Source organism: Pseudazoarcus sp. NS20 (assembly GCF_059703745.1).
Map to the genome: position 1 here is coordinate 540,587 of NZ_BAAKIY010000002.1, position 15,868 is coordinate 556,454.

General features: G+C 63.6%; 13 protein-coding genes and 1 tRNA gene. 9 read left to right on the forward strand and 5 right to left on the reverse strand.

The genetic code is table 11. The annotated features are described in order from the left end of the window. Nucleotides 1–10: 10 nt before the first annotated feature. Nucleotides 11–1,705 (reverse strand): dihydrolipoyllysine-residue acetyltransferase, encoded by a 1,695-nt coding sequence (gene aceF / locus AC6H0W_RS08240; RefSeq protein WP_497576674.1) that lies wholly within the window; start codon nucleotides 1,703–1,705, stop codon nucleotides 11–13. Between the two features lie 13 nt (nucleotides 1,706–1,718). Continuing rightward, nucleotides 1,719–4,400: a pyruvate dehydrogenase (acetyl-transferring), homodimeric type gene (aceE, locus tag AC6H0W_RS08245; RefSeq protein WP_497576675.1), complete on the reverse strand. Its 2,682-nt coding sequence runs from the start codon at nucleotides 4,398–4,400 to the stop codon at nucleotides 1,719–1,721. A 259-nt stretch (nucleotides 4,401–4,659) separates the two neighbouring features. Between aceE and AC6H0W_RS08250 the strand changes: the two genes are divergently transcribed. The 7 genes from AC6H0W_RS08250 (at nucleotide 4,660) to AC6H0W_RS08280 (ending at nucleotide 13,033) form a co-directional block, all read left to right on the forward strand. Beyond that, on the forward strand, nucleotides 4,660–7,020 hold the full coding sequence (locus AC6H0W_RS08250) for a PAS domain-containing sensor histidine kinase (RefSeq protein ID WP_497576676.1): 2,361 nt from the start codon (nucleotides 4,660–4,662) through the stop codon (nucleotides 7,018–7,020). Further along, nucleotides 7,004–7,642, forward strand: coding sequence for a response regulator transcription factor (locus AC6H0W_RS08255; protein ID WP_497576677.1), 639 nt, complete (start codon nucleotides 7,004–7,006; stop codon nucleotides 7,640–7,642). Before AC6H0W_RS08250 ends, AC6H0W_RS08255 begins: the two co-directional genes overlap by 17 nt. An 80-nt stretch (nucleotides 7,643–7,722) precedes the next feature. Further along, the gene (locus tag AC6H0W_RS08260) at nucleotides 7,723–9,453 is read left to right on the forward strand and encodes a potassium/proton antiporter (protein WP_497576678.1); all 1,731 of its coding nucleotides are present in this window, start codon (nucleotides 7,723–7,725) and stop codon (nucleotides 9,451–9,453) included. Nucleotides 9,454–9,538: 85 nt separating this feature from the next. Next, the gene (gene folD / locus AC6H0W_RS08265) at nucleotides 9,539–10,411 is read left to right on the forward strand and encodes a bifunctional methylenetetrahydrofolate dehydrogenase/methenyltetrahydrofolate cyclohydrolase FolD (protein ID WP_497576679.1); all 873 of its coding nucleotides are present in this window, start codon (nucleotides 9,539–9,541) and stop codon (nucleotides 10,409–10,411) included. A gap of 2 nt (nucleotides 10,412–10,413) precedes the next feature. Then, a complete protein-coding gene (purE, locus tag AC6H0W_RS08270) occupies nucleotides 10,414–10,911 on the forward strand; it encodes a 5-(carboxyamino)imidazole ribonucleotide mutase (protein ID WP_497576680.1) in 498 nt (165 codons plus the stop codon). Next, nucleotides 10,908–12,047, forward strand: a complete 1,140-nt coding sequence (locus AC6H0W_RS08275; RefSeq protein ID WP_497576681.1) for a 5-(carboxyamino)imidazole ribonucleotide synthase — start codon at nucleotides 10,908–10,910, stop codon at nucleotides 12,045–12,047. The genes purE and AC6H0W_RS08275 overlap by 4 nt, the downstream gene beginning before the upstream one ends. Further along, nucleotides 12,044–13,033 carry an L-threonylcarbamoyladenylate synthase gene (locus AC6H0W_RS08280; protein WP_497576682.1) on the forward strand — a complete coding sequence of 330 codons (990 nt, stop codon included), beginning with the start codon at nucleotides 12,044–12,046 and terminating at the stop codon, nucleotides 13,031–13,033. The genes AC6H0W_RS08275 and AC6H0W_RS08280 overlap by 4 nt, the downstream gene beginning before the upstream one ends. A 122-nt stretch (nucleotides 13,034–13,155) precedes the next feature. On the opposite strand, the gene AC6H0W_RS08285 is transcribed toward AC6H0W_RS08280, so the two are convergent. From AC6H0W_RS08285 to AC6H0W_RS08295, 3 genes are all read right to left on the reverse strand, one after another. After that, nucleotides 13,156–14,025: a hypothetical protein gene (locus AC6H0W_RS08285; RefSeq protein WP_497576683.1), complete on the reverse strand. Its 870-nt coding sequence runs from the start codon at nucleotides 14,023–14,025 to the stop codon at nucleotides 13,156–13,158. 318 nt (nucleotides 14,026–14,343) lie between these two features. Next, nucleotides 14,344–14,475, reverse strand: coding sequence for an entericidin A/B family lipoprotein (locus AC6H0W_RS08290; RefSeq protein WP_497576684.1), 132 nt, complete (start codon nucleotides 14,473–14,475; stop codon nucleotides 14,344–14,346). 132 nt (nucleotides 14,476–14,607) lie between these two features. Beyond that, on the reverse strand, nucleotides 14,608–14,787 hold the full coding sequence (locus AC6H0W_RS08295) for a CsbD family protein (protein ID WP_497576685.1): 180 nt from the start codon (nucleotides 14,785–14,787) through the stop codon (nucleotides 14,608–14,610). Nucleotides 14,788–15,030: 243 nt separating this feature from the next. Between AC6H0W_RS08295 and AC6H0W_RS08300 the strand changes: the two genes are divergently transcribed. Together AC6H0W_RS08300 and AC6H0W_RS08305 are read left to right on the forward strand one after the other, a co-directional pair. Further along, nucleotides 15,031–15,106, forward strand: a tRNA-Ala gene (locus tag AC6H0W_RS08300). Between the two features lie 359 nt (nucleotides 15,107–15,465). After that, nucleotides 15,466–15,669 carry a cold-shock protein gene (locus AC6H0W_RS08305; protein ID WP_497576686.1) on the forward strand — a complete coding sequence of 68 codons (204 nt, stop codon included), beginning with the start codon at nucleotides 15,466–15,468 and terminating at the stop codon, nucleotides 15,667–15,669. The last annotated feature ends 199 nt before the right edge of the window (nucleotides 15,670–15,868 follow it).

A 15,868-nucleotide genomic window follows, 5' to 3' on the forward strand; every position in this document is an offset into this window, starting at 1 on the left:
CGCCTCCGGCTCAGATCAGGGTGCGGCGCATGTCGGCCAGCGCCTTGCTGATGTAGTCGATGAAGCGCGTGCCCTCGGCGCCGTCGATGACGCGGTGGTCATACGACAGCGACAGCGGCAGCACCTGACGCGGTTGGAATGCCTTGCCGTCCCACAGCGGTTTGATCGACAGCTTGGACAGACCGAGGATGGCCACTTCCGGCGCGTTGATCAGCGGCGTGAAGTAGGTGCCGCCGATGCCGCCGAGGCTGGAGATCGAGAAGGTGCCGCCCTGCATGTCGGCCGAGCCCAGCTTGCCGTCGCGTGCCTTCTTCGAGAGCTCAGCCATTTCCAGCGCGATATCGGTGACGCTCTTCTGGTCAGCGTTCTTGATCACCGGCACGACCAGACCGTTCGGTGTATCTGCCGCGAAACCGATGTTGAAGTACTTCTTGAACACCAGGTTGTCGCCGTCGAGCGAAGTGTTGAACTGCGGGTACTTTTTGAGACCGGCAACCACCGCTTTGATGACGAACGCGAGCATCGTGTAGCGCACGCCCGAGGCCTTGGCCTCGCGGGTTTCGTTGAGTTCCTTGCGCAGTGCTTCCAGATCCGTGACGTCCGTCTCGTCGTACTGCGTGACGTGGGGGATCATGACCCAGTTGCGGTGCAGGTTGGCGCCGGAGATCTTCTTGATGCGCTTCATAGGCTGCACGTCGACTTCGCCGAACTTGGCGAAATCGACCTTCGGCCACGGCAGCAGGTCGAGCCCGCCACCACCGCCAACGGCCGGCGCAGCCGCAGACGTCTTGCCCGGCACCACACCGGTGCTCATGGCGCCTTTAATGAAGGCAGTGACGTCTTCACGCTGAATGCGGTTTTTCGGGCCGCTGGGTTTCACCTGCGACAGGTCGACACCCAGCTCGCGTGCATAGGCGCGCACCGAGGGGCTGGCATGTACGGCACCGCCGATGGCCACCGGAGTCGGGGCGTTCGCCGGGGCGCTGGCGGGCGCAGCGGCGGGTGCCGGTGCTTCGGCTTTGTGTTCCGGTGCTGCGGCCGGGGCAGGTGCGGGCGCCGCGGCAGGCGCCGGAGCTGCATCCGCTGCCGGAGCGGCTTGCTGTGCGCTGCCAGCCGTTTCCACCTTGATCAGCACCGAACCTTCGGCAACCTTGCTGCCGACCTTGATCAACACTTCCTTGACCACACCGGCAGCGGGAGAGGGCACGTCCATCGTGGCCTTGTCGGACTCGAGGGTGCAGATGGCCTCTTCTTCCTTGATGGTGTCGCCGACCTTCACGAAGAGCTCGATCACCGGGACCTCGTCGAAGTCACCGATGTCCGGCACCTTCACCTCGACAACGTCACCGCCGGATGCCGGTGCGGACGCGGTCTTGGCCGGTGCGGCGGGCGCAGCAGCAGGTGCCGCCGGGGCCGGTTTGGCTTTTTCGGCGGGCGCTGCAGCGGCCGGGGCTTCGGCCGCGCCGGCGGCTTCGACCTTGATCAGCACCGAGCCTTCGGCCACTTTGTCGCCGACCTTGATCAGCACTTCCTTGATGACGCCATCGGCGGACGAGGGGACGTCCATCGTGGCCTTGTCGGATTCAAGGGTGCAGATCGCTTCTTCTTTCTTGATGCTGTCACCGACCTTCACGAACAGCTCGATGACAGGGACTTCGTCGAAATCGCCGATGTCCGGAACCTTCACTTCAATCAACTGGCTCATCGCAGCGTTCTCCTCAAACCGTCATCGGGTTGGGTTTGTTCGGGTCGAGGTCGTACTTCTTGATGGCCTCGGCAACCTTGGCCGCTTCGATGGTGCCGTCGTCGGCCAGCGATTTCAGTGCCGCCACGGTGACCCAATAGCGGTTGACCTCGAAGAAGTGACGCAGCTTCTCGCGCGTGTCCGAGCGGCCGAAGCCGTCGGTGCCGAGCACCGTGTAGCGATTCGGTACGTACGGGCGAATCTGTTCGGCAAACAGCTTGATGTAGTCGGTGGCGGCGATGACCGGCCCCTTGGCGCCGTCGAGCAGGCTTTCAACATGCGACTTCTTCTGCTTGTCGGTCGGGTGCAGCAGGTTCCAGCGCGCGGTGGCCTGACCGTCGCGGGCCAGTTCGTTGAAGCTCGGGCACCCCCAGATGTCGGACTCGACGCCCCAGTCGCTCTTGAGTAGATCGGCCGCAGCGATGACTTCGTTGAAGATGGTGCCGGAGCCCAGCAGTTGCACGCGGGGGCCCTTGCCCTTGCCACCTTTGCGGAAGGCATACATGCCCTTGATGATGTCTTTCTCGGCACCCTTCGGCATCTCGGGATGTTCGTAGTTCTCGTTCATCACCGTGAGGTAGTAGAAGACATCCTCCTGCTCGGCAAACATGCGGCGCATGCCGTCCTGCACGATGACGGCCACTTCATACTGAAAGGTCGGGTCGTAGGTGACGCAGTTGGGGATGGCGCCGGCCAGGATCTGGCTGTGGCCGTCTTCATGCTGCAGGCCTTCGCCGTTGAGCGTGGTGCGCCCGGCCGTGCCGCCGATCAGGAAGCCGCGGGTGCGTTGGTCACCGGCGGCCCAGCACAGGTCCATGGTGCGCTGCAGGCCGAACATCGAATAGAAGATGTAGAACGGCACCATCTGCACGCCGTGCACGCTGTAGGCAGTGCCGGCGGCGATCCAGTCGGACATGGCGCCCGCTTCGTTGATGCCTTCCTGCAGCACCTGGCCGTCGACGCTCTCTTTGTAGAACATCAACTGGTCGTGGTCTTCCGGCAGGTACTTCTGACCTTCCTGGCTCCAGATGCCGTACTGACGGAACATGCCTTCCATGCCGAAGGTGCGCGATTCGTCCGGCACGATCGGCACGATGTGCTTGCCGATCTGCTTGTCGCGCAGCAGCGTGTTCATGATGCGCACGATGGCCATGGTGGTGGACAGCTCGCGACCTTCACCGGAAGCCTTCAGCAGTGCGTCGAAGGCTTCCAGCGCCGGCACCGGCAGGGCGTCGGCGCTGCGACGGCGCTGCGGCAGGAAACCGCCGAGGTTCTGACGGCGCTCGAGCATGTACTTGTACTCGGGCGAGTCTTCGGCGAATTTCAGGTAGGGGATTTTCTCGAGCTGGTCGTCCGGCACCGGCAGGTCGAAGCGGTCGCGGAAGCGGCGGATGGCATCGACGTCCATCTTCTTCTGCTGGTGCGAGATGTTCATCGCTTCACCGGCAGAACCCATGCCGAAGCCCTTGATGGTCTTGGCGAGGATCACCGTCGGCTGGCCGGTGTGGGTGGTGGCCTGGTTGTAGGCTGCGAAGATCTTGAACAGGTCGTGGCCGCCGCGGTTCAGGCGCCAGATTTCCTCGTCGGTCCAGTCATCCACCAGCGCCTTGAGTTCGGGGGTATTGAAGAAGTGCTCGCGCACGTAGGCGCCGTCTTTGGACTTGTAGGTTTGGTACTCGCCGTCCACCACTTCGAGCATGCGGCGCTTGAGCGCGCCGGACTTGTCCTGCGCAAACAGGGTGTCCCACTGCGTGCCCCAGATGACCTTGACGACGTTCCACCCAGCGCCGCGGAACTCGCCTTCGAGTTCCTGGATGATTTTGCCGTTGCCGCGTACCGGGCCGTCGAGGCGCTGTAGGTTGCAGTTGATGACGAAGATCAGGTTGTCGAGCTTCTCGCGCGCGGCCATGCCGATGGCGCCCAGCGATTCGACTTCGTCGGTTTCGCCGTCGCCAAGGAATGCCCACACCTTGCGCTGCGCTGCCTTCTCGGCGTCGATCAGGCCGCGGCTCGCCATGTACTTCATGAAGCGGGCCTGGTAGATCGCCTGGATCGGGCCAAGACCCATCGAAACCGTGGGGAACTGCCAGAAATCGGGCATCAGCCAGGGGTGCGGATACGACGAGATGCCGTTGCCGTCGACTTCCTGGCGGAAGTTGTCCATCTGCTCTTCGGTGAAGCGGCCCAGCATGTAAGCGCGGGCATAGACGCCCGGCACGGCGTGGCCCTGGAAAAAAATCAGATCGCCGTCGTGCTTGCCGTTGGGCGCATTCCAGAAATGCGAAAAGCCGACGTCGTAGAGAGCGGCGGCTGAGGCGAAGCTGGCAATGTGACCGCCGACGTTGGTGTGCTTGTTGGCACGCACCACCATCGCCATGGAGTTCCAGCGGATGTAGGAGTGGATCTTCAGTTCCATGTCGGCGTCGCCGGGGTACTGCGGCTGCAGATCGACAGGGATGGTGTTGATGTACTGCGTGGTGGCCGAATACGGAATGTCGGCGCCGTGCTGCTGCGCAGAGTCGATCAGGCGTTCAATCAGATAGTGCGCGCGCTCGGGGCCTTCAGCGGCGATGACGCCGTTCAACGCTTCGAGCCATTCACCGGTCTCCTGCGTGTCGGGGTCGTTTTGCAGGGTGGCGTGCTGGTTGGCGGTCATGGATTGTCTCCTCATGCCGTTCTGTTTTGCGGACTCTGCCCGGATCGGGCGGAGTGTTGTTCTGCGAATGCGCGGTCGGGTAGGTCGCCCATTCAGGTGTTTCGTAATATAAAACGATGTTTCGTAAGGCGCAATCGTGCGCCGCACCATAGAATGCAGGTGCTCGGCCGGCAACTTGAAAGCGTAGGGGAAAAACCCGATTCCGTCCAAGGCGCCGGACTGCCACACTCGGCAAACTTACCCTTATTCCAGGCACTTGATGTCCACCCCGCCAAGCCCCGGCTCGAATTCATCCCAGCGTTGGTACTGGACGGCTCCTTACGTGGCCATTGCGCTGCTGGTGGTCACCGCCTGCGCCATCGTCTGGCAGTTGCAGCAACGTGAAGCCGAAGCTGCGCGCGGCATGATCGTGCGTGACGTGCAGTGGGCGGAAAAAACCATCCGGCTGCACAAACAGAGCGCCGAGACATTCCTGCTGCAGTTGGCCAATGATCTCGCCAACGGCTCGATCACCGGCGAAGAGTTCGACCAGAGCGTGACGCGCCACATTGCCGTGAACGGGCAGCTTGTCGAAGTGGCCTGGGTGGGCGATGACGGCCGGGTGCGCTGGGCCGCGCCGGTTTCGACGGCCAATCTGCGCCTTTCCGAGATGCTCGACGTTCAGCAGATGATGGCGTTCCGGCGCGCGGAAGATCTCGGGGTGATCGCCTACGGCGAACCCCGTGTGACGCCCAACGGCCAGACCATCCTGCAGGTGCATGTGCCGGTGCGCAACGGCGAGCTCTTCGTCGGCACCATCGTGGGCATTTTTTCGGCCGAGCGCATGGTGGCGGAACTGGTGCCGGACTGGTTTGCCGAGCGATATCAGATCAGTCTGGTGGATGCGCGCGGGCAGTCGGTTGCCGTCAATCCAAGCACGTTGCCGCTCGATGAGCGCATTGCGTTTGAATTGCCGCTTGACCTGCCGGGCGCGGGGCTGGTGCTGCGTGCAGTGTCATTCAAGATTGCCGACCCCACGCCGTATGCGATCTTCCTCATCGTCATCAGCGGGCTGTCGCTGATCATCCTGTGGAGTTTCTGGCTGCTGCGTGAGCACATGGGGCGTCGGCGCGATACTGAAGACGCGTTGCGCGAGGAATCGGCGTTCCGCAAGGCCATGGAGGAGTCGGTCATCACCGGCCTGCGGGCCATCGACCTGTCGGGGCGCATCATTTATGTAAACCCCGCGTTCTGCCGTCTGGTCGGTTTCGACGAGAGCGAGTTGCTTGGCGCCATGCCGCCGTTTCCGTACTGGCCTGAAGACGCTCACGACGAATGCCGCCGCGAGCTGGAGATGTCGGTGGCGGGCAGGGCGCTCACCAGTGGTTTCGATTTGCGCATCCGCCGTCGCAGCGGCGAGCGCATCGATGTGCGCTTCTACCTTTCACCGCTCATCGACGTGCATGGTCACCAGACGGGCTGGATGGCTTCGGTGGCGGACATTACCGAGCCCAAGCGTGTGCGCGCGGCGCTGGAGGCCTCGCAACGCCGCTTCGAGGCGGTGCTCGACGGGCTCGACGCAGTGGTGTTCGTGGCCGATGCCACCGACGACACCATTCTGTATGCCAACCGCGCCTTCAAGATCGTGCATGGCTACGACGTAGTCGGACGCACCATTGCCGGCGTGGCCGCGCCGCAGCCGGAAAGCGTCGAATACAAGACCGACCTCAGCCGTCTGGACACCATCAGCCTGCCGCGCGAGCTGTTCGACGGCGAAGTGCAGCACCGTATTTCCGGCCGCTGGTATCACTTGCGCGAACACGCCTCGCGCTGGGTGGACGGGCGTATCGTGCGCATGGGCATCGCCACCGACATCACCGACCGCCGCCAGGCCGAAGAGATGGCGCGCATGCAGGACGAGCGCCTGCAGCACACGGCGCGCCTGATCACCATGGGCGAGATGGCTTCGACGCTGGCGCATGAGCTCAACCAGCCGCTGGGCGCGATCGCCAACTATTGCATGGGCTGCGTCACGCGCCTGCAAAGCGACAACTACCGTGCCGAAGATTTGCTGCTGGCCATGACCAAAGCCAGTCAGCAGGCCGAGCGTGCCGGCAAGATCATCGGCCGCGTGCGCGACTTCGTGCGCAAGAGCGAGCCACGTCGTGCGCCCATCACGGTCGCCGAGACGCTGGAAGATGCCATCGGGTTTGCCGAGATCGACGCCCGACGCAGCGGCGGGCGCATCGAGCTGCAGGTGGAAGAGGGCCTGCCGCAGGTGTTTGCAGACCGCATCATGATCGAGCAGGTAGTGCTCAACCTCGTGCGCAATGCGCTGGAGGCCGTTTCCACCATGCCGGCCGTGCGCCGCACGGTGATCGTGCGAGCCCGGGTGCTGGAGGGCGAGGGCGTCGAGATTGCCGTGGAAGACCGCGGCCCCGGTATCGCCAAGGGCGAGCGCGAGCAGCTTTTCATGCCGTTCCACACCACCAAACCCGAAGGCATGGGCATGGGGCTGAACATCTGCCGCTCCATCGTCGAGTTCCACGACAGCCATCTTGAGGTTGCCGATAATCCGGCAGGTGGTACCGTATTCAGCTTCGTACTTTCCACCGGAGCTGTGCGTGAGCAAGTTGCCTGACCCTGCCGAGCAGGTCATCCACATCATCGACGACGACGAAGCCCTGCGCGATTCCCTCGTGTGGCTTCTCGAATCCAACGGGTACCGCACGCGTACCTTCTCGTCCGGCGAAGATTTTCTCGCCGTGTGCGATCAGGCCAAAACCGGTTGCGTACTGCTCGACGTGCGCATGCCCGGCATCAGCGGGCTCGAGTTGTTCGAGCTGCTGCGTGCCCGTAACACCGGCTTGCCGGTGATCTTCATCACCGGCCACGGTGATGTTCCGATGGCGGTCGAGGCGCTCAAGCGAGGTGCCGAGGACTTCATCGAAAAGCCCTTCGGTGAGCGTGAAGTGCTCGCCGTCATCGAGTCTGCGCTGGCGCGCGAGCGCAACGAGCGCGGGCAACGCGTGCTCAAGGCCGACGTGTCGCGTCGGCTGGCCGATCTGACGCAGCGCGAACACGAAGTGCTGAAACTTATTCTCGCCGGCAAGCTCAACAAACAGATCGCCGATGTGCTTGGCATCAGCATCAAGACCGTCGAAGTGCATCGCGCACGCGTCATGGAAAAGATGGAAGTGCGCTCGCTGGCCGAACTCGTTCAGCACGTTCTGACGGTTGATCCGTCCATCCTTCGCAGTTGATTTCTGTGCCGCCGCGGGCGGCTTCGGACGGGCTTTGTTCAATCCGACAGGCGCCAGCCTGTCTCACTGCACTCGTCTGAATGGATTACATCAACACCATCCTGCTGTTGCTCGCTCTGCTTTTGTTCGTCAGTGTCGTGGCGAGCACCTTGTCTGCCCGTCTGGGCTTGCCGCTGCTGCTGATGTTCCTGCTCGTCGGGATGCTGGCCGGCGAGCAGGGGGTGGGTGGTGTCAGTTTCGATGACTTTGGCACAGCCATGTTCATCGGGCAGTTGGCGCTGGCCATCATTTTGCTTGACGGTGGTTTGCGCACCCGGCTGGCTAGCTTCCGCGTAGCCTTCGCCCCCGCCACGGTGCTGGCCACCTGGGGCGTGGTCGCCACGGTGCTGCTGCTGGGCGTATTTGCGGTATGGCTGTTCGATGTCGACTGGAAGCTCGGTCTGCTGCTGGCGGCCATCGTGGGCTCCACCGATGCGGCCGCCGTGTTTTCGCTGCTGCGCAACAGTGGTGTGCGGCTCAATGACCGGGTAAAAGCCACGCTTGAAATCGAGTCCGGTGCCAACGATCCGATGGCCATCCTGCTCGTCGCGGTAATGGTGGAAGCCATCATGATGCCGGGCGAGGGTGGCCCTCTCACCATCGGCCTGATGTTGCTGCAGCAGTTTTCGTTGGGACTGATCGCCGGCGCCATCGGCGGCTGGGTGCTGGCCCGATTGTTGGCCAAGCTGCGTCTGGCCGAAGGTCTTTACGCCTTGCTCATCATGTCGGGTGGTCTGATGATTTTCGCGGCCACCAACAGCATTGGCGGCAGTGGTTTTCTCGCCATCTATCTGGCCGGGCTGGTGGTGGGCAACCGCCGCTCGCACGCCACGGAGCATGTGCTGCGCGTGATGGACGGCCTGGCCTGGCTCGCGCAGGCCGGCATGTTCCTGACGCTGGGCTTGCTCGTCACGCCTTCGCATCTGATCGAGCAGGCGCCGTTGTCTGCGGCCATGGCCGCTTTCCTGATGTTCGTGGCGCGTCCGTTGGCGGTGGTCACCTGCTTGTTGCCCTTCCGTTTCTCCAAGCGCGAACTGCTGTACATCTCATGGGTGGGCTTGCGTGGGGCAGTGCCCATCGTGCTGGCCATGTACCCGCTGATCATGGGCGTGCCGCACTCCGGCTTGCTGTTCGACGTGGCCTTTGCGGTGGTGCTGATGTCGCTGCTGATACAGGGTTCCACCGTGCCGGTGGCGGCACGCCTGCTGGGCGTGGTCGTGCCGCCCAAGGATGAACCCGTCGACCGCATTGAAGTGTGGGTGGGGGAGCGTGCTGCACTGGAGCTCCTGGAATACGTGGTGGGCCGCAAGTCGCGTGCGGATGGGGCTCATCCAGATGATCTGACGCGCTCCGAGGCCAGTGCGGATGTGCGCTGCGTGGCAGTGTTGCGGCGTGGCAGGCTGATCACGCTGGATGCCGAGACCGAGTTGCGGGAGGGCGACGGCGTGTGGCTGATGGCACCCGACGCCCTGGCCGAAAAGCTCGCCAAAGCCTTCAAGGCCGGGCGCGACGACGAGTTGTCGAACAATGCAGCCTTCTTTGGCGAGTTCACCGTGGCGGCCGACAGTCTCGCGGGTGATCTGGCGACGGCCTACGGTTTGATGTTGGAACCCGGTGAAGATGGCTTGAGCCTGCGTGCTCTTTTTTCGCGCCGCCTGGGGCGCCACCCGGTCGAGGGTGATCGCATTGCCGTGGGCGGCTTTCAACTCATCGTGCGCCACACCGACGAGCGCGGCAAGGTCGATGAAATCGGCTTGAAATGCCCGCGTTAACAAGCGCTCGCCGTGCCGTCGACGCATTCGCACAAGCCGCTGATGCTGCTGTAAAATCACGCCCTTTTTCGGAGCCCCGACACTCATGACGGCTCGCACTCTCGACGGCAAGGCTCTGGCCGACCGCGTACGCGGCGAAATCGCCACCCGTGCCTCGGCACTCAAGGCGCGCGGCGTCGAACCTTGTCTGGCGGTAATTCTGGTCGGCGGTAACCCCGCATCGGCCGTTTACGTGCGCAACAAGGTGGCGGCCTGCGAATCGGCCGGCATCCGCTCGCTCAAGTTCGATTACGCCGCGGATGTGGCGCCGGACGAGGTCTTCGCGCGTATCGCCGAGCTCAATGCCGACCCCGCCGTACATGGCATTCTGGTGCAACTGCCGCTGCCGCCGCAGTTCGATGAGCAAGCCGTGCTTGAGGCGATTGCGCTGGAGAAAGACGTCGACGGTTTCCATGCCGAAAACGTCGGCCTGCTGTCGCAGGGGCGCGAATGCTTCATTCCGTGCACGCCGCATGGCGTGATGAAGATGTTCGAGGCCGAGGGCGTGAAGCTGCAGGGCGCCGAGGCTGTGGTGATCGGCCGTTCCAACATCGTCGGCAAGCCGATGGCAATGCTGCTCACCAATGCCGGCGCCACCGTCACTGTGTGCCATTCGAAGACGCGCGATCTGGCCTTCCACACGCGCCGGGCTGACATCGTCGTGGCCGCGGTGGGCAAGCCGCGCTTCGTCACCGGCGACATGGTCAAACCCGGTGCGGTGGTCATTGACGTGGGCATCAACCGAATCGAATCCGGCCCTGAGGCCGGAAAACTGTGTGGCGACGTCGACTTCGCGTCGGTAGCCGAGGTGGCCGCGCTGGTCACGCCGGTGCCGGGTGGCGTCGGCCCGATGACCATCACCATGCTGCTCGAAAACACCCTCGAGTCAGCCGAGCGCTCGCAGCGCGCAAAGGGATGAACATGAGCGAACAAAAGCCCGTTGTCGGCATCATCATGGGGTCGAACTCCGACTGGCCGACGATGCAGGCCGCCGCCAAGGTGCTGGACGACTTCGGCGTGCCGTACGAGGCGCGCGTGGTGTCTGCCCACCGCACGCCTGATCTGATGTTCGAATACGCCGAAGCCGCGCGCGAACGTGGCCTCAAGGCCATCATCGCCGGTGCCGGTGGCGCCGCTCACCTGCCGGGCATGGTGGCCGCCAAGACCACGCTGCCGGTGCTGGGCGTGCCGGTGCAGAGCAAGGCGCTGTCGGGTCAGGATTCGTTATTGTCCATCGTGCAGATGCCCAAAGGCATTCCGGTGGCCACCTTCGCCATAGGCGAGGCGGGCGCTGCCAACGCCGGGCTGTTTGCCGTGGCGCTGCTCGCCAACCAGGATGCTGCGCTGGCACAGAAGCTCACCGACTTCCGCGAGCGCCAGACGCAAACTGTGCTGGCCATGAAACTGGAGCCGCAATGATTCTCCCGCCCGCTACCCTCGGCATGCTCGGAGGCGGCCAGCTTGGCCGCTTCTTCGTTACGGCCGCCCACGCAATGGGCTTCAAGGTCTGGGTGCTCGACCCCGATCCGCAGAGCCCGGCCGGTCGCATTGCCGACCACCACCTGGTGGCTGCGTATGAAGACACCGCCGCGCTCGATCAGCTCGCAGCCGAGTGCGCTGCCATCACCACCGAATTCGAAAACGTACCGGCCGCCACGCTGGAATACCTCGCGCGAAGCGTGCCGGTGCACCCGCGTGCTGACGCCGTGGCGGTGTGCCAGAACCGCATCCGCGAGAAGTCCTTCCTCGCCGAACACGGCCTGCCGCATGGCCCGTTTGCCGTGATCCGCAGCGAAGACGACGTGCGCAACGCCGATGCCGCGCTGTTTCCGGCCATTCTCAAGATTGCCCGCTTCGGCTATGACGGCAAGGGCCAGGCCCGCGTCAGCAGTCATGCCGAAGCGCTGGCAGCGTTCCAGAAGTTCGGCGACGACTGCGTGCTCGAAAAGATGCTGCCGCTCGACTGCGAAGTGTCCGTGGTGCTCGCGCGCGATGCCGCTGGCAATGTGCAGTGCTTCCCCACCGGCGAGAACCAGCACCGCAACGGCATTCTGGATGTCACCATCGCCCCGGCGCGTGTCGATGCCGCGCTGGCTGCGGAAGCCCAGCGCGCTGCCGCCGCGATTGCCGAGAAGCTCGGCTATGTCGGCACGCTCGGCGTGGAGTTCTTCGTCACCGGCGGCAAGCTGGTGGTGAACGAAATGGCGCCGCGCCCGCACAACAGCGGCCACCACACCATCGATGCCTGCGTTTCCAGTCAGTACCAGCAGCAGGTGAGGGCGCTCACCGGCTTGCCGTTGGGCGAGCCGCGCCAGCATTCGGCGGCGGTCATGGTCAATCTGCTGGGTGATCTGTGGTTCGACGGCGAGCAGTACCGCGAGCCCGATTGGGCCGTGCTGCACCGCGAGCCCGGCCTGAGCGTGCATCTGTACGGCAAGCACCAGGCACGCCACGGCCGCAAGATGGGGCACTTCACGGTGGTCGGCAGTGACATGCCCGAAGTGCTCGAACGCGCCATGCGTGCCCGCGCTGCCATCGGCATCACCGACGAATGAGCGTTTTCGCGGCCACGCCCGACAACATCGCCCGCGCAGCCGATGTGCTGCGCGCCGGGGGCCTGGTCGGCTTGCCCACTGAAACGGTATATGGCCTGGCCGCCGATGCGCTCAACCCGGATGCCGTGCGCGGCATCTTCGCGGCCAAGGGCCGCCCGGCTGATCACCCGCTGATCGTGCATCTGCCCAGTGCCGAGCACCTGCCGCAGTGGGCCAGCGCCATTCCCAAAGACGCCATCGCGCTCGCCAAGGCCTTCTGGCCCGGCCCGCTCACGCTGATCCTGCGCCGCACGGCCGATGTGCCCGATGACGTCACCGGCGGGCAAGACACCGTCGGCCTGCGTGTGCCCGGCCACCCGGTGGCGCTGGCACTGCTTCAGGCCTTCGATTCCGGCATCGCCGCGCCCAGCGCCAACCGCTTTGGCCGCATCAGCCCCACCACCGCGCAACATGTGGTGGAAGAGCTGGGCGACAAGGTGCCCGTGGTGCTCGACGGCGGCGCCTGCGAAGTGGGCATCGAATCCACCATTCTCGACCTGTCGCGCGACTCCCCGGTACTGCTGCGCCCCGGTGCCATCTCGGCCGACGCCATCGCCGCAGTCATCGGTCGTCGCCCGCGCGTATCGGCAGATGAGGCTGCAACGGATGCGGCCGCGCCGCGCGTGTCCGGCGCGCTGGCCGCGCATTACGCGCCGCGCACGCCGCTGAAGCTGATCGAAACCAGCCGCTTGGCCGGCACAGTGCAGGTTCATGCAGGGCAGGGTGTGGCCGTGCTGGCGCGCCAGCCGCAAAGCGCTGCTTGTTTGTATTGGCTGACCGCGCCCGCCGACCCCGCCGGCTACGCGCACGACCTGTATGCCAACTTGCGGACGCTGGATGCACTGGGCGCCGACATCATTCTGGTCGAGGCGCCTGCGCAGTCGGCTGAATGGCAAGCCGTGGCCGATCGCCTGGGTCGTGCGGAAACCGGTTCGGGTGAAGGCTGAGCGGCCAGACTGCGCTGGCAATTAACAGACAAACAAATGGGCCGACCACCTCGGGGTGATCGGCCCGTTTGTTTTACGCCATCGCAACCGGGCGGCCCTCAGACCGGCCCGAGCTGAATGCCTTAGCGGTCGCGGGCGCGTCCGCCGATGGTGGCGGCAAAGCTGGCGATGAAGGCGCCCAGCAGCAGCGAGATGAATGCCCACAGCGAGAAGGCGGCAGCGGCCTTGCGCGCATCGTCGGCAGCTTCACGTGCGTTCTGCTCGAACGCTTCCACCTGGCCCCACACCTGATCAAGACGCTGACGGGCAGCGGCTTCATCCACATCGGCGTAGTCCGCCACCACGCGCACCAGATAGGTCTCGTCTTCCTGCGCCATTTCGCCGTTGATGGCGCTGCGGACCAGAATCGTGCCTACTTCGCGGCGTGTGTCGCCTTGGCGCTCGACGCCAGCCGGTTCCTCGGCGCGCAGCAGCGTGTCGGTGAAGTACTCCAACGACATGCCTTCCGGGGCATCCGTCGAGGCCACTGTGGCAGCCGCGCCGCCAGCCAGGGCCGCGCCGGTCTTGGCGGTGCCCGACACAATGGAGCTCACTGCCGAGCCCAGCAGCGCCAGCGTCACGATCACGCTCACCGCCCACACCAGAAAGCCGTGCGCGGTGTCGCGGAAGTAAACCTCATCCACTGCGGTGTCCGTCCAGCGGGTGCGCAGGCGGCCGGTAACATAGCCGGCGATGCCATACGCAATGATCTGGGTGATCAGCAGCCAGACAACGGCGCCTATGGTGACCGCCGTGGCCGAAGCGCCTTCGTTCTGCCACGGCGAGATCGACATGAAGCCAAGGCCCGACGCGCCGGCCAGCAACATGGCCGACATGGCGGCGGCAATGACGGCGCCCGCCAACACGGCGCCCCACGATACAACTGAGCGTTCGGTGCCCATCACGGGCGGGGTTGCGCCGACATGTGCGGCAGCAGGATGAGTGGTCTGCATGTTCGAATCCTCAAATGGTTGAATACCGCATGTTCAAGTCTGATGGCCGGCGTTACAGCAAGATGGCGATCAGGATGAGGATCGGCAGGGGGATGCCTAGTAGCCAGAGAAGAATGTATTGCATGACGTTTCCTCTACGTTGTATGTGCCGCTGCGGCCATTTGGGCAGATGTGTCACCGGTGGCAAGCCGCGCAGTCGTCGATCGGAAAATACGTTTCTGCACTGAAGCGATTGGCCTGGCGCCAATCAATCGGCCCGGCGGATCTCAAAGAAGGGGAGAGAGGCCGCCGGGCCGGGGGTGAAGTCAGCGAAACTCCTTAGCGCGCTTGTTCCTGAATCTTTTCGCCGCCGCGCTCAATGTCTTTGCCTGCACCATCAATCGTGTTGCAGCCGATCAGAAACGGCGTGCTCAGCAGGGCAATGGCAAACATCCAAAGGGTCTTTTTCATGATTTTTCTCCTTGAGGGGGGCGATGAGCCCCGTGAGTAGCGTCGCAAGCGCGGCTCGCAACATTCAGGTTTTTGGTGTCGACTGCTTTGCCCCTAACGGTGGGGCGCTGGTGGGCAAGTTGCCGTGGGCGATCAATCCACCGCGTCGCGCAGCTTGTCTTTGGCTTCGCCAACCTTGCGCTGCGTTTTGCCGACGGCCTTCTCGAGCTTGCCTTCCGCCTCGGTCTGGTGGTTGCCCGTGAGCTTGCCGACGGTCTCCTTGATGGAGCCTTTGACTTCCTTGCCACTGCCCTTGATACGGTCCTTGTCCATGCTCGTCTCCTTGTTGAAGTTATTACGAGTAAGTGCCCGGAAAGCGCCGTTTGCCCTCGAAACGCTGGCAACCGAGCCGTCGAACCTCCAAGCGTGCAATCAAGATACGGGAAGCCTCCGGGTCGGTGGGCGTATCTAACGGACGGTTACCCATCCTAAATTCCGGTAACACTTGGCGGGCTCCTTCGCACGGGGCGTCGGTCTTTGCAAACCCCTGAGCCGTCGCTATAATCCGCGCTTCGTGGGCCGATAGCTCAGCTGGGAGAGCGCCGCGTTCGCAATGCGGAGGTCGTGAGTTCGATCCTCATTCGGTCCACCACAGATACGCAAAAAGCCCGACCTGAGCAGGTCGGGCTTTTTGCATTGACGCCCCAGGGGCATGCCACAGACGAATGGCGGGGTTCGTCTTTTGCTATTCGCGAATTATGCTGAATGACTGGACCGATCGGGCTGCACGAGCATCGCCGGGCTCCGTCCACCAACCTGTTTTTTTATTTAATTTCAGATATTTCTTGCTATTGCCTGCTCATGTCCGGATACTGCGTTCAGCGGGTGTATGAAGAACGTCAGTAGCAGCAGCACAGCAGCCCTTAAAACGGTAACTTGTTAGTCAGCTTCTCGCCTTGATCCTCGTCAGCGGGCATTTCGCCCATCACCAATCATTGCAAGGAAGCAATCATGGCAACAGGTACCGTAAAGTGGTTTAACGACGCAAAAGGTTTTGGCTTCATCACCCCGTCTGACGGCGGTGACGACCTTTTCGCTCACTTCTCCGCGATCCAAGGCGGCGGCTTCAAGAGCCTCGCAGAAAATCAAGCTGTGACTTTCGACGTCGTCAATGGCCCGAAAGGCAAGCAAGCAGCAAACATCCAGCCCGCCTGAGCCTAGCTCGGAGCAGGATGCAGAAAAGCCCGGGAAACCGGGCTTTTTTACGTTCAGCCGCGGCAGTTTGGTGTGTGGACCGTTGCACAGTGACGTAGGGCGGATTGGCACAGCGTCACCGTGGTATGCCGGTTCATTACGGTGTGCAGATGGGAGAGCGCCGCGTTCGCAATGCGGAGGTCGCGAGTTCGACCCTTAT

Coding starts and splice junctions, on each gene's coding strand:
- AC6H0W_RS08260 (WP_497576678.1), top strand. CDS start 7,723: ATGGATTACATCAACACCATCCTGCTGTTGCTCGCTCTGCTTTTGTTC.
- aceE (WP_497576675.1), bottom strand. CDS start 4,400: ATGACCGCCAACCAGCACGCCACCCTGCAAAACGACCCCGACACGCAG.
- AC6H0W_RS08285 (WP_497576683.1), bottom strand. CDS start 14,025: ATGCAGACCACTCATCCTGCTGCCGCACATGTCGGCGCAACCCCGCCC.
- AC6H0W_RS08305 (WP_497576686.1), top strand. CDS start 15,466: ATGGCAACAGGTACCGTAAAGTGGTTTAACGACGCAAAAGGTTTTGGC.
- AC6H0W_RS08280 (WP_497576682.1), top strand. CDS start 12,044: ATGAGCGTTTTCGCGGCCACGCCCGACAACATCGCCCGCGCAGCCGAT.
- purE (WP_497576680.1), top strand. CDS start 10,414: ATGAGCGAACAAAAGCCCGTTGTCGGCATCATCATGGGGTCGAACTCC.
- folD (WP_497576679.1), top strand. CDS start 9,539: ATGACGGCTCGCACTCTCGACGGCAAGGCTCTGGCCGACCGCGTACGC.
- AC6H0W_RS08290 (WP_497576684.1), bottom strand. CDS start 14,475: ATGAAAAAGACCCTTTGGATGTTTGCCATTGCCCTGCTGAGCACGCCG.
- AC6H0W_RS08295 (WP_497576685.1), bottom strand. CDS start 14,787: ATGGACAAGGACCGTATCAAGGGCAGTGGCAAGGAAGTCAAAGGCTCC.
- AC6H0W_RS08275 (WP_497576681.1), top strand. CDS start 10,908: ATGATTCTCCCGCCCGCTACCCTCGGCATGCTCGGAGGCGGCCAGCTT.
- AC6H0W_RS08250 (WP_497576676.1), top strand. CDS start 4,660: ATGTCCACCCCGCCAAGCCCCGGCTCGAATTCATCCCAGCGTTGGTAC.
- aceF (WP_497576674.1), bottom strand. CDS start 1,705: ATGAGCCAGTTGATTGAAGTGAAGGTTCCGGACATCGGCGATTTCGAC.